Origin of the sequence: Flavivirga rizhaonensis, from assembly GCF_004791695.1 — a bacterium.
In the GTDB taxonomy this organism is placed as follows: Bacteria; Bacteroidota; Bacteroidia; order Flavobacteriales; family Flavobacteriaceae; genus Flavivirga; species Flavivirga rizhaonensis.
Map to the genome: position 1 here is coordinate 38,375 of NZ_SRSO01000023.1, position 13,324 is coordinate 51,698.

At 34.2% G+C, this 13,324-nt stretch carries 11 protein-coding genes; all 11 read right to left on the reverse strand.

The window, feature by feature from the left end; translation table 11 throughout:
* Window positions 1-7: 7 nt before the first annotated feature.
* The 11 genes from EM932_RS15285 to EM932_RS15335 all read right to left on the reverse strand — a co-directional run bounded on the left by EM932_RS15285 (window position 8) and on the right by EM932_RS15335 (window position 13,323).
* Window positions 8-373 (reverse strand): hypothetical protein, encoded by a 366-nt coding sequence (locus EM932_RS15285; protein ID WP_246041089.1) that lies wholly within the window; start codon window positions 371-373, stop codon window positions 8-10.
* Between the two features lie 218 nt (window positions 374-591).
* Entirely contained in the window at window positions 592-1,401 is an 810-nt protein-coding gene (locus EM932_RS15290; protein ID WP_135878072.1) for a c-type heme family protein, read from the reverse strand.
* A gap of 20 nt (window positions 1,402-1,421) precedes the next feature.
* Window positions 1,422-1,835 carry a globin family protein gene (locus tag EM932_RS15295; protein ID WP_135878073.1) on the reverse strand — a complete coding sequence of 138 codons (414 nt, stop codon included), beginning with the start codon at window positions 1,833-1,835 and terminating at the stop codon, window positions 1,422-1,424.
* Between the two features lie 516 nt (window positions 1,836-2,351).
* Window positions 2,352-3,110, reverse strand: coding sequence for a Crp/Fnr family transcriptional regulator (locus tag EM932_RS15300; protein WP_135878074.1), 759 nt, complete (start codon window positions 3,108-3,110; stop codon window positions 2,352-2,354).
* A gap of 530 nt (window positions 3,111-3,640) precedes the next feature.
* Window positions 3,641-6,802 (reverse strand): cytochrome c biogenesis protein, encoded by a 3,162-nt coding sequence (gene ccsA / locus EM932_RS15305; RefSeq protein WP_246041097.1) that lies wholly within the window; start codon window positions 6,800-6,802, stop codon window positions 3,641-3,643.
* A 94-nt stretch (window positions 6,803-6,896) separates the two neighbouring features.
* On the reverse strand, window positions 6,897-8,393 hold the full coding sequence (nrfA, locus tag EM932_RS15310) for an ammonia-forming cytochrome c nitrite reductase (RefSeq protein ID WP_135878075.1): 1,497 nt from the start codon (window positions 8,391-8,393) through the stop codon (window positions 6,897-6,899).
* Between the two features lie 11 nt (window positions 8,394-8,404).
* Window positions 8,405-9,004, reverse strand: a complete 600-nt coding sequence (gene nrfH / locus EM932_RS15315; protein WP_135878076.1) for a cytochrome c nitrite reductase small subunit — start codon at window positions 9,002-9,004, stop codon at window positions 8,405-8,407.
* Between the two features lie 350 nt (window positions 9,005-9,354).
* Window positions 9,355-10,572 carry a sulfate reduction electron transfer complex DsrMKJOP subunit DsrP gene (dsrP, locus tag EM932_RS15320; protein ID WP_135878077.1) on the reverse strand — a complete coding sequence of 406 codons (1,218 nt, stop codon included), beginning with the start codon at window positions 10,570-10,572 and terminating at the stop codon, window positions 9,355-9,357.
* A gap of 277 nt (window positions 10,573-10,849) precedes the next feature.
* Window positions 10,850-11,977: a 4Fe-4S dicluster domain-containing protein gene (locus tag EM932_RS15325; protein ID WP_135878078.1), complete on the reverse strand. Its 1,128-nt coding sequence runs from the start codon at window positions 11,975-11,977 to the stop codon at window positions 10,850-10,852.
* Window positions 11,978-12,011: 34 nt separating this feature from the next.
* Window positions 12,012-12,641, reverse strand: a complete 630-nt coding sequence (locus EM932_RS15330) for a cytochrome c3 family protein (RefSeq protein ID WP_135878079.1) — start codon at window positions 12,639-12,641, stop codon at window positions 12,012-12,014.
* On the reverse strand, window positions 12,631-13,323 hold the full coding sequence (locus EM932_RS15335) for a nitrate reductase cytochrome c-type subunit (RefSeq protein WP_135878080.1): 693 nt from the start codon (window positions 13,321-13,323) through the stop codon (window positions 12,631-12,633). The genes EM932_RS15330 and EM932_RS15335 overlap by 11 nt, the downstream gene beginning before the upstream one ends.
* Window position 13,324 lies beyond the last annotated feature (1 nt).

Sequence of the window (13,324 nt, forward strand, 5' to 3'; positions counted from 1 at the left end):
ATGGTATCTATTTATAATAAAATACAATGGTTATATGAAATACCATCATAATCGTGACTATTATGGATAGAGCTACATGAGCAATCATCCAGCCTTTAAATAACAAATCGCTATTATTTTTTATAACATCGAGATTAAAATATCCCAATAATGTATTCGAAAAAAATATATAAGACAGCAATAACAAATACCCGTACCCTAAAGACATACTGTGTATATAAAAGACCAAGGGGCTAATGGCTCCTAACCACTTATGTATTGTCTGCATAGATATAGCATGTTTTCTAAGCTTTTTAATAATCCGAGTTAATGTAAGAACCCATTGAAAGACTATAAACAAAGCCAAAACCATACCAGACCAGCGCTTATACATTTCTTGTTGCTGGAGTTCAAATAACCAATTCCATTTTAATTTTAAAAAAAATTGCAAAAAGAAAGCACTTAGGAAAATTAATCCGATTAAAGAGGATTTGTTATTAATTAACATAAATTATCTGCGATTTCAGGTAAACAATAGCAACTTGCCCATCACCATTATGAAGCATAAGGAATGAGCAGAGTTGCAATTGAATAATCAAAACTAAACTTCACTTATTTCGTTGCTACAAGATGTTTCATAGTCTCATAAGATGCTAACTTTTTAACACTATCAAGAAAAACTTCAGCTGTTGGCAAATAATTTCCTTCTGCTGGCCATTTTTTGCCTATCTCCGGCTTTTCACTTTCCTTAAAGGCTTTAATTTCATCCAAATATTCCATGTATATATCTACAGTCCCTTTAGCATAAGAGTTTAAAACCGCTATAGTTTCTTTATATGTTAATGAATCTTTTGGGTATTGCCATGTCGTAGCGCCCATAACATCTCCTAATTTCCAATCTGATTTTGTTGTCTGAGGATGTTCATTATGACAACTTACACAAGCCCCTGCACTAGCTAAATCTGCAAACATTGCGGTATGTAGTTTTTGTTCTTCGTCATAGAAAAATTGTGGTTTTTGATCCTCTTTTATTTGTTTAAATAAATCTGCTTGCTTTCCTTCAAATTTATTGGCCGCATTTACCGGAAAATCAGATCCCAGATACAAGCCTAAAGGCACTGGGTTCTTTCTAATACTTGTTGCTACACCCCTTAAAAATAGTGCTGGTAATGGTCCTGCTTCTACATCGTCCTTTCTCCAGTCTTCATCAAACTTCATTCCTTGTTTTTTACCTTTACCTACTATAGCTTTTGTATAGAGTGTTCTTGTAACGTCGTTCTCTTTAGATACCATTTCTAATACTTCTTCTACAGAAAAAGCATTTTCTATGCTTGTTGTTTCTGATTTTTCTTCCGGAACTCCACCACATGAAACTAAAATGAAACATGTTAATGGTAATATGGGTTTGTAAATATTTTTCATATTTCTGATTTTTTGAGTTATTAATAAGCAGCTTCAATCATGACTTTAGACATTGTACCATATACACTTGTCCATGCATCTTTTACTTCGGGAGTAAAATCGTCTCCCAAACCAACTTCAAGGGTTCCCAATAATGCTTCGCCTACGGTAGTATAATGAAAAGCTTCTACCTTATATTCTGTATGTCTTTTTCCTAAATCCTTTAAAATTGGAATTAATGCATCCAAGTTGCTCAAGCCAGCTACAGCTGTACCAAGCATGCTCATCAATTTGTTTCCTTGTATTTTCATAGCATCTTCATCACTTGGAAATAATGGTTTTAGCTGTGGATCTAAATCAAAAAGTTTTTCATAAAATATTTTTGCTGCAGTTGGGGCTATCGGCTTTACTTTTTCAAATGATTCTTGAACTAGAGTGATGGTTGTTGATTCCATAAATCTTATGTATTTGGTTTGTATTTATAAAAAATTAAGTATTAGTACTTATTTAAGACAAAAATAAATAGTAGTTTCTTAATTAATTATGAAATAATACAGTTGTAAATGGTCTTTTACCACATGTAAAAAGCTATTAAAACGCAGTAAATTTTTTCATAATGGAGAAAGGGAAGGGTTTTAGAGTTACCGTGTATACATAAATATGGGCACGTATAATGAACAATAGGAATTAGACACGAATATGACTGATTTTCACTAATTAACGTCAGTTCTATTTATTGTAAGAGGAGGCATCTCATCATGATGAGATGTCTCGTCACTCATGCTTCGTTCTGTCGGATGACAAACATCTCTTGGTTCTTTTGAGTATTATTTACGTCAAACTGACGTTAATTAATTTGTCTATCGCCAGATTTAAACTCTAAGCAAGCTTCAATTCGTGCAAATTAGTGTAATTCGTATCTATTGAAAAGCTATGCCCAAAACGACAAGAATTAAAAGATGGTTAGAAAACTAGCTATCCAAGAAGTAATTATGCTCGCTGATCTCTTTTTTAAGTAGTGGAATATCATTTATACCAATCTTCTTTCCTTTTGCTATAATAAGCTTTTCCTTTTTAAGTGCAGAAAATGCACGAATAACCTGTTCTTCGGTAGTTCCCGCGTAGTCGGCATACTCTCTCCTACTTAATGGTAAGTTTAAAAAGCCTTTTAAATGGCCAAATTTTCGATGGATATATAATAAGGTATCAATAACACGTTCTCGAACAGTCATTTGCGAAATGGATTTTACTTTATTTTCACTTCTATTAAGCTCATCTGCATAAAATAGCATCATATCATAAGTGAACTTAGGGTTTTCGAGTAACGCTTCTTGTAAATCGTTCTTTGAAAAATAGCACAAAACGGTGTCTTGCAATGCAATAGCACCTATAGAATAGTATTCTTCAGTTCCAAAACCACGATGACCGATAATTTCTCCTTCTTTGGCAAATCTTACAATTTGTTCTCTACCATTAATACCCGTTCGAAAGACTTTAACGGTTCCTTTTAAAATAAAAAATAAACCATGTACGGGAGCACCTTCAATGATGAACTGCTGCCCTTTTTTGCACTTGATATTGTTCTTTTTATTCGTGAAATTAGAGCTTTCTAAAGTAGACAGATTCTTTTTGATTAAACAGTTAGTATTATCACATAAATTGCAAGCTAAACCAGACAACGGATTTGCTCTCTGTTTTACCTCATTTATGCTTTTAAATGTTGACTGCATTCTTTTTAAGTACTCATTTAAGTATTAAGCGATATCACTAATATAAGTATTAATACGTATAATAATAAATACCGCATTCACTTTTAAGAGAAAACTAAAAATCAATATTCAAATTCACAACATAGTAATTTTGAATATTGATTTATGGCAAATTCGTAAAATAAAAAATTTCTTTAAACGAGGAATTCTAGTGCTATCATAGGGTTTAATTAAACTAAAAGTATAATAACTACATTTTTCTGTATATAAGATGAGTTTTGTATTTACTTTTCTTTGCTCGTCCAAAGAAAAATAACAAAAGAAAAGACGCCCTTTCGAGAGGAATTTCTTCTCATACTATCGCCTTGAGAAGAACCAAGCCCAAAACTTCGCGTCGCCCTACTACATTACCCAACATTAATGCTCCTGTAATCGAAGCTTTTGTGCTTTATTCTTCCGAAAGGTCGGGACAGCCTAATAGTCTTTCCTTAACGACAAACGAAGTCGCTTGATGAAGAAAAAAAGAACTTCTCTGCTAGTGCATATGCCTATTATTTCTCCGAGGCTACTTTAGAGCCATACGTTTTCTTGTTTCTAAAAGCAGCTACAACAGCCACAACTATCATAAAAACAGCCAGCACATAGACAAACACTGGAATAGGCAGAGGATCACCCGCTGCATAACTATGCAAACCAGACAGATAATAATTAACTCCAAAAGATGTCATTATAATAGACCAAAAAGCAAACATACTGGCTACGTTAAGCACATACATATTATTTAATTTCGGAATAAAACGTAAATGTAAAACAATGGCGTATACAATAATACTTATTAACGCCCAGGTTTCTTTAGGATCCCATGCCCAGTACCGTCCCCAGGATTCATTCGCCCAAATACCTCCTAAAAAAGTACCTACTGCCAATACAAACAAACCAATAGTCATGGCTATTTCATTAATATAAGTAAGCTCTTTAATTTTAATGTCTATGATAGTTTTTGTCTTCGGTGTTTTAAAAATTAACAATAACAAAGCCATAAACCCCAGAATGGCCGACAATGCCAAAGGCGCATAACTACTCACAATCGTTGCTACATGAATTTTTAGCCAATACGACTTTAATACAGGCATTAAATTGGTGATTTCCGGACTTAACCAATCTAAATAGCTTACAAATAATAACGCGCCAGAAAACAAAGTGGATAAAGGCAGTGAAAAATCAGATTTCCTAAATGTAAATAATCCACATAATACTAATACCCAAGCTACAAAAATCAACATTTCATAACCATTACTCCATGGCGCATGCTGCGCAACATACCAACGTAAAAGAATATTTCCCGTAAAGCATAAAAAGGAAATTAATGTTAAAACAATAAACGTATTATTTAAAACTTCTACCCATTTTTTCTGAGAAAACATTCTAACTATAGCCAAAATTAACAAGACAAAACCAAGCGTAAAAAACACTTGAAACAGCCAGAAATTGATATTAGCCTTATTATACCATAGCTCAGCTTCAATACGCTCTGGTGTTGGTATAACCTCAGCTCCTAAAACCTCTTGGTATTTTTTAATATACATAAGTTTTTCATGGGCTCCTTCATAGTTTCTGGTCGTAATATCTTTAAAATAAGATGGCACAATTGTTTGGGCAAATTGCGCGTCTTCCTCAGGAAAATCATTAAAATGATGCGTGTAGCTAAACCATGTATTATTGGAATCGTTTTTATTTGGGAAAATTTTTAGGTAGTTACCTATAAAAACATTGTAAAGAATATTAAAACGCTCATCTATTTTTAAAACTTCCTTATCAAATTCATTACGTTCTGATGGTTTCTTTTTATTAGCGTCTTCAACTTGATTCGTTAAAAGATAATCTCCTTTTTCATCTAATAAATTGGTGAATGCTATTAAGTTATTTTTTCCTTTAGGGATACTATCAAATAAGGTTCCTGTTTTCTTGAAATCTGCCTTTATAATGGGTACGCGTTGCCATATTTGAGGTAACATGTGCATGGCTAAAAAAGTTTGATTGGCATCAAGTACTATTTTTTTATCAGTTAAAGGGTAAGTGAATTTAGACTTTCTGGAAATTTTTCTAAGAAACTCGGATGCTAAGGTATTTATTGGTTTTATACGTCCGTCTAAATCCTGAACTAAGAGTCTACCGAAAAAATCAGCATGCCCTTTATCTATTTCCTGACTTTCAATCGCTTTTTCAACAACTGTAAATAGTGAATCTGTTGACGTTTGTGCAAATAAGCTAGTTAAACCAAAAAGAAGCAAACATACTGTTGTTACAGATTTTTTCTTTAGTTGTTTTAATTTTTTATTGATGAATTTAAAACGTGATGTTTTTCCAAAAAGCGTAAAAAACATGCCAATCATCATTAACAAATACCCCAAATAAGTAACAAAAGTCCCTATTCTATCATGGTTTACAGATAATACTGTTCCTTTTTCGTCGGTATCATAGCTTGCCTGAAAAAAGCGATAGCCTTTATAATCCAGCACATTATTCATAAAAATTCTAAACGGTATCTTTGTATCGTTATCTAAAATAGTGACTTCACTGGCGTAAGCAGAAGGACTTGAAGATCCTGGATATCTTTCTAATTGAAAATCATCTAATTGAATTGAAAAAGGCGTTTGAATAGCCGCTGCTCCATAGGATAGAATAACTCTTATATCATTAATTTCTAAATCATGGTGTGTTGGTAAAAAACCTTCTCTATATAAGATATTTACAGGTTGTTCTTTACCATCAACAGATACGTTTACAATTAAAGCATCATCTTTCGTTTGATCATTGTCCTTAGGTTTCTCTGAAATGCTTTTTAATTGAAACCTTCCCTTTTCATGGTAGACTAATGGTACAAAAGAAATATCGCCATCTCTATACAAAGTTCTTAAAGTAATAGCTTGCAAGCTATCTTTAGAAACTTTTCCTGCTTGTTGTGATGACATGATAAAAAAGTCTAAATCGTGTGGTGTTTTAATACTAAATGCACCCTCTTTTTCTACAATATTAATAATGCCTTCTTTATCGGAATTAAACCCTATTTCATGCTGGTGTTCTCCAATTTTTTCAATTTCACCCTTTTTAAGATATACTGTATTTCTACCGTTACCGACTGTTACAACCATTTCTAAGAGTGGTTCTCCTGAAGTATCGTCATGTATAACTTCCGGAACAGCGTCAGCTATAAATTCATTGTATGAAATAATAACTGGTTTATTGTTAAAGCTTATTTTTAAGGTAAAGTCATTATCACTTATAGGTGAGAATGATAGCTTTTCTTTTATCGTTTTAGTATTCTTACCATCGGTTATTGTTGCTGTTAAAAAATTAGCATCTGAGATAACAATATTAGAAGACGCGCCTTCTCTTATTCTCATAATCCCTCCATAAGAGGCATATCTTGTAATAGCGGCTCCTAAAATAATAACAATAAACGCTACATGAAATAACAGTGTCGCCCATTTTTCTTTACGGAATAGCTTATATTTAAAGATATTGGCAGCAAAACAAATGGCTAATCCTAGCAAAACAACCTCAAACCACCAAGCATCATAAATAGCGACCCACGCAGTTGCGGTACCGAAATCATTTTCTACAAAAGTAGCGGTTGCCATAGCGATTGCAAAAACTAAAAGTAGTAACAATGCTAAACTAGAAGATGAAAAAAAGTTATATAATTTTTGCATGAGGGTCTCTTAAAAGAAGAAAGATAACATTTGTGGTTTTACCCTTCAAATGTTATCTTTTTTTAATTAATTATAACAACAAGGTTGTGTAGCCTTATTTATTCATTGATACTTCTTTAGTACCATAGTTAGCTTCACGAGCTTTAGCCTCTTCTAACCATTTCGGTACTAAATTTTGTTTAAATGCTTCTTTATCCTGCTTCATTTTTTCAGCATCTAAACCTATATATTTCTGTGCTTTTTCTTTAGTAGAAATATCTGGCATCTCAACAGGTTTATTGTATCCTAATTCAGATAATAAACGAGCTAATTTTAAACGCCCTTCTTGAATAACAGTAAATGCACTTCCCATAACTCTTGCTGTTTCAACCGGAGAGTGGAATGATGCTCCATGTGCTGCTGCAGAATAATCCCAGCGCCATTGCGCATGACGAATATCCATTAAGATGTCCTTCATTTGCTCTTCTGTGGCACCTAAATCCCAGGCTTTTTTAGCTTCTATATGTGCCTTAACAATGAAGTCTTCTAATTTCAATCTGTTTTCTGCTGCCTTACGCTGACGTTCGTAAACATTTTTCTTTAGCTTATCGGCATCTTCTCTATGACACACTTGACATGCATTAGCAACATTGTTTAAGGGTGATTGGATATGATGATCCGTGAATTTCTGTCCCCCTTCACTCTTGTAAGGCATATGACAATCTGCACAAGACACGCCTCTATCTGCATGAACACCCGTTAAATACGTTTCGTAACCAGGGTGTTGCGCTTTAAGCATAGGTGCACGACTTAACTTATGTGTCCAATCTTTAAAATTAATATCATCGTAATATTTTTCCATAGCTTCAACAGACATACCATTTTTCCATGGAAATTTTAAATAAGGGACACCTTCATTTCCTGGCATTTTCTTATCAAAGTAATACTCAACATGACATTGCGCACAAACTAAAGAACGCATTTCCTGATGGGTTGCCTGGTTGATATCTTTACCCATTTCTTCAAAAGCTTCTACTAAGGCTGGTCTGGAAATAGTTAGCTTCATCGTTTTTGAATCGTGACAATCTGCACAACCAATAGGATTAACAACTTCAGCTCCTTTGTCCGCCCATTTTCCTGAGTAAAACTCAGCGATACCATTTTCGTTCATTAAACGTGGTACATCTGGACTTTTACAAGTCCAACATGTCGCAGGCATAGGACCGTCACCTTTTCCTTTAGGTCCTCCTGTTCTTAAAGAGTTACGTAAATCTTCAATAGCATACTGGTGTCCTCTTCCTTGATTATAATCTTTTGCAAACCCGTATCCAGCCCAAAGTACAACTAAACGTGAATCTTCATGTAGCACATCTCTCATGGCTGAACCACCTTGCTGTGATGCAAAATCAGTTTCTGCTGTTTGTAAAAACGATTGATATTCGGCTGGGTAATTTTTTCCCCATTCTTCATTTCGTGGTTCGTTTTCACTTATTTCAACTTGCGGAACGTATTTATATTTAGCCTCATTTTTTCTGTTAACAATACTAGATGCTAACAAGCCTAGTAAAAATACTACTATTGCTGTAACGATAAATAATACTTTGTTTTTCATTTTTGTTATAATTATTTGTCTTCTATTTGTTTTTCTAACCAATCCGGGATAACAGTTTCCTCTGTATCTGTTGGAATAGGCGCAATGTTATTCTTTATAGTGGATATTCCATGTACAGTGCCATGTGGTACTTCTTGATGACAACTCCAACATTTCCGCTCTGTTCTGTTTTTTGCATGATCATCTATCCAACCGTCATACTTGGTTTGTGTGACCTGCTGTACATGACAACGAATACAATTGTTTTGTACAACTTCCTGAGATTCTTCCCGCATAAACATAACTTCTGGTTCTGCTCTTAAAGTAAATACCGAAGCGTGAAACAAGCCATCTTTTGCTTTAAAATAATATTTATTAAAAACATTGTTATGAGGTACGTGACAATCGTTACAATTTGCCCATTCTCTATGCGAACTGTGCATCCAGCTATTGTAAACAGGGGTCATAACGTGACAGTTAACACAGGCTAAAGGGTTGTCTGACATATAAGAAACCACGGAGGCTTCTTTTGCCATAAAAAACCCTAACCCAGTAATTACTGCAATTAAAAAAACCGCAACTGTTCTCCATCGCGATTTTTTATCTGGTAGTATGTTTTTTTTGAGATTCACTTTATTATATTTTTAAGTAAACGATTTTGTTTTATAATATGTATCAATAATTATTTACTTGATTATAAAGTTGGCTTAATTTGGATATGAGCTTCCGGGATAAGTAAATTTTTATTTTCTAAAGGAATAAATTGATAATTATCTTCCCTGAATAAAGTTCTGATTAGGGTCATTTTTATGATTTCTCGAAGGTGGTTAAAGTAATTTTTTATATGCATGAAAGTACATTTAAACTTAGGTGTAAATCTCTTGTTTTTTCGTAATAAATAAGCTGATATATGTCATATTCGGTCAGTAATTCTTATTTAGTCTCAATTAATTTTTTTAAAAATACAAAACATTTTTTACACTCATTTTTTATATCTTAATTTTCCTAGTTCTATACCAATAGCTGTTTTAGCAAGGATTGTAAATACAAAGGCTCCAAGCGCCCATATCCCTAGTGTTACACCTATTTCAATACCTGTAGGCATATACTCAGCTATTTTTCCGTAAGGTCCAGGAATAAATCCAGGAACAATTAGTCCGAATCCTTTTTCAATCCAAATAGCAACAAATAATATGAAGCAACAAAAGAAGAGCACTTTAAAATTATTTCTAAGCTTATGGAACGTTAATAAGACCGTGGCTAATACATTTAAAGGTATGGCCGTCCAAATCCATGGTAATAAAGCATCCTTACCATCTAATCCAAAGAAAAGATAATAGGCACTTTCACTATGATGTGTTGGCGCATAAAACTCTTTAAATAATTCTGAGATAAGCATGATTAAATTAATTTGAGCTGCCACAGTAACAACCATTGCAATCTTTTTGATGGTCTTATCTTGAATTTTAAATTCCGTAAAGCTTCTAATAATAGCTAAAACTAAAATAATAAGTGCTGGTCCAGCTGCAAATGCAGATGCTAAAAACCGAGGACCTAATAGGGCATTATTCCAAAACGGACGTGCTTGTAGCCCTTGATATAAAAATGCAGTAACTAAGTGAATCGCAACAGCCCAAAAAACAGATAAAATAGCTCCTGGGATATATACACTGCGTTTAGCTTCTTTACCTTGATAATGTCTAAATAAAATATAAAATGGAATGGTAATATTTAAAAACAGATAGCCGTTAAGCACCAATACATCCCAGGTTAACATGGAGTTTGGAAAGTTAAACACGCCAATCCCTGGAATCATATGCCATAACACTGAAGGTCCTCCCATGTCTGCTATTACAAAAGCTAAACACATAATAAGTGCTGCAACTGCTAAGCCTTCACCAATAAGCACTGCTTGTTTAAAATCGATATCTTTTAAAACGTAAGTGGGCATAACAAGCATAACTGCCGCGGCCGCCACACCAACTAAAAAAGTAAAATTAGAAATATACAAGCCCCAACTTACTCTATCTGTCATACCAGTAACACTAAGCCCGTGCTCTAATTGAATGGAATAACAATACATCCCAGCCAACATGACAAAAGTTAAGAGTGCCATCCATAAATGATACTTTTTTGAACCATGTGTTATCGTGTCTAAACTGTCTTTAACTAAACTTCCAAAAACTTTTAATCGTTTCATCTGTTTTTATTTATTTTATTTATTCGGTCAGACCTGCCGGCCGGTAGGCGGGTGTCATTCGCTAATAACATATAGATTGGTATCACTCCTTGTTATTGCTCGTTTCACGTAAACTTCTATTATAACTTTTTAATTTTTATACTTTGGGCGTTACCACAAGGGTCGGGCTTTCCTCTATATCTTTTTTATTTGTTCTCGATACATTTTGTTCATACTTCACAAAACACTCGAACTGACATAAAAAAGGATGCCGTTACAATCCCTAACGCAAACGGTGTTAATCCATAAAATACCAGAACTTAGGCTCCGTACCTAAATCTTCTTTTAATCTAAATACTTTTTTATTTTCTAAAACCCACCTTATTGTACTATCTGGATCTAATAAATTTCCAAAAATTCTAGCTCCTGTAGGACAGGCTTCAACACATGCAGGGTTTTTACCAGCTCTGGATCGTTGTACACAGAAGGTACATTTTTCCATAACGCCTTTTTTACGCATACGATTTCCTAAATAATGCTGATTATGATTAATTTCTGCTTCAGGTACTTCTGGTTTACTCCAGTTAAAACGTCTACCGTCATAAGGGCAAGCAGCCATGCAGTATCTACATCCTACACACCAATCATAATCGACAACCACCAAGCCATCATCTTCTCTCCAAGTTGCTTGCACTGGACATACTTCTACACATGGTGGATTATCACAATGAAAACATTGAGTCCCCATATAAAAATGACCTTCAGCTGGTACTTCATGATAGTAATTATCATCAGCTTCATTAAAATTGAAACCCTTACCATCCTTCATTTCATGAATTCGTATGTATTGCATTTGGGAGTTTCGGTCTTGATTATTCTCCTCAACACAAGCATTCACACAATCCATATACCCCTGACACTTAGAAATATTAAAAGCATAACCAAATAACACATCTTCTTCTGCATTTTTAGATGACATGCTAATATTTTTTCCTGTTCTTAATTGATACGAACGTACCAATCTATCAACAGTACCTTCTTTTTCTTTATCGGTCATCAATTTATAGTTCCCCTTAAATTGCTCTTCCCAATCTATTTGTGCCTTTTCTTTACTTTCATCACCACTAATCACACTACAAGACGTGCTCACTGCTCCTGCTCCAATTAGCAAACTAGCCGTTAACTTTTTAAAAGCACTTCGTCTATCCATTTTCACATCAAAAACCTGCTCAAAGCCATCTTTAGTTCTTTCTTCTCCTATAGATGCATGTATTGCTGCTTCATTAAATGCTTCATCTGTCATATGATGAGAATCTGATGATGATCCACAACCTCCAGATGTTTTTCCACAACTACAAGAACCAGAAGACGTTTTTTCCTTCCTGCCAAGATTTAATGAAAACCATTTTTTGTTATTATTACTCATACCTAAATATTATTAATTCCATAAATGGTGTTAGCTATTCTCTTTCTTTTACCTTTTGGGTATTAAAACTAGCTGGCCACCTTGACTCAAAATGAGGCTTATGTGGGTCATGACAGTTTACACAAGTCATAGACGCTCTTGGCGGTGCCCAGCCTCCAATACGTTTACCATGTGCGCCACCTTTCCAATCTTCAAATTGTTTGGTATGACATTGATTACACAGATTATAACTAGTATTAAAATCAATTTCATTTCCTGTCAAACTTTTTAAATCATCCATGTTATCTGGATTATGACAAGTCACACAATTCATTGTATTTGCATTGGCATGATCCATTTTAATATCCCAGTGTGCCTTTTTAAGATCCTTACTCTTCATTTGTGACAAAGGTTTAGAATGGCACTCGGTACAGGCATAAGACTTAATTTGGCTTTTTCTTTCGGGAATTAAAAAGGTGTGATCGCCTTCTGTGATTTCTATTGTTTGTATCTCACCTATGTATGCTTCAGATGAGATTGAAGTTCCGTGATAATCTTTGCTTTCAGCTTCTATCTTATCAGTGATACTATGGTATTCATTTTCATGGTGTTTACAAGAAAAAAATGCCACTAAGAAAAAAGAAAAACAAACTATTTTATTCATAACATTTATATTATTCTTCATTACCAGCTCTTTTAAAAGTTCCTACCTCGGTCATCTCTTTAGTACTAGGTACGTGACATTGTCTACAGTTAACACGCTCTGGATGTGAGACTCTAATTTCTTTAGGTGCACTTGGGCCTGCATGGCAGGATAGGCAATTCTCTCTTAATTGAATTTGATGAGGAATCATTGGTGGGCTTCCTAATAAAGCGTTGTTAACTCCTACTTCTGGAGCCGCAACATGTGCATAGTTCCCACTTTTAAACAAGGTCTGCGTGTTTTGCTCAACATGGCATTGCTTACAGCTTACCAACTCTGGATGTGGTGTTACAGGGGCATAAGCTTGGAATTTCTCAGTAAAGCCACCATTTTCATGGCATTTCAAACAACTTTGTCCTCCCATGTTTTGTTGTTCGTCCACTGCATGTGGAATACTAGGAGGCGCTCCATGATACGCTCTGTTTTTATAGTAAGTGGTTAATGACCTTTGATGATTCTTATCTACAGGCATATTCTCGTAATCCATAGCGTGTTCAGAACGTTTAAAAACACCTGATTCCGATGGAATTGCATAAACATTACTATTGTTTTCAATTGGAATATAAGCTTCTTCAAGCCCTATTTGATAGCTGTAATTCCAAATAGTAATAAATGCTATAAAGAGAATTACAAATAACGATATGATACCTAATCTTTTTTTCATT

Bases quoted from the DNA above. Each gene is read 5' to 3' on its own strand.
- EM932_RS15285 (WP_246041089.1), bottom strand. From the start codon at position 373: ATGTATAAGCGCTGGTCTGGTATGGTTTTGGCTTTGTTTATAGTCTTT.
- EM932_RS15290 (WP_135878072.1), bottom strand. From the start codon at position 1,401: ATGAAAAATATTTACAAACCCATATTACCATTAACATGTTTCATTTTA.
- EM932_RS15295 (WP_135878073.1), bottom strand. From the start codon at position 1,835: ATGGAATCAACAACCATCACTCTAGTTCAAGAATCATTTGAAAAAGTA.
- EM932_RS15300 (WP_135878074.1), bottom strand. From the start codon at position 3,110: ATGCAGTCAACATTTAAAAGCATAAATGAGGTAAAACAGAGAGCAAAT.
- ccsA (WP_246041097.1), bottom strand. From the start codon at position 6,802: ATGCAAAAATTATATAACTTTTTTTCATCTTCTAGTTTAGCATTGTTA.
- nrfA (WP_135878075.1), bottom strand. From the start codon at position 8,393: ATGAAAAACAAAGTATTATTTATCGTTACAGCAATAGTAGTATTTTTA.
- dsrP (WP_135878077.1), bottom strand. From the start codon at position 10,572: ATGAAACGATTAAAAGTTTTTGGAAGTTTAGTTAAAGACAGTTTAGAC.
- EM932_RS15325 (WP_135878078.1), bottom strand. From the start codon at position 11,977: ATGAGTAATAATAACAAAAAATGGTTTTCATTAAATCTTGGCAGGAAG.
- EM932_RS15330 (WP_135878079.1), bottom strand. From the start codon at position 12,641: ATGAAGAATAATATAAATGTTATGAATAAAATAGTTTGTTTTTCTTTT.
- EM932_RS15335 (WP_135878080.1), bottom strand. From the start codon at position 13,323: ATGAAAAAAAGATTAGGTATCATATCGTTATTTGTAATTCTCTTTATA.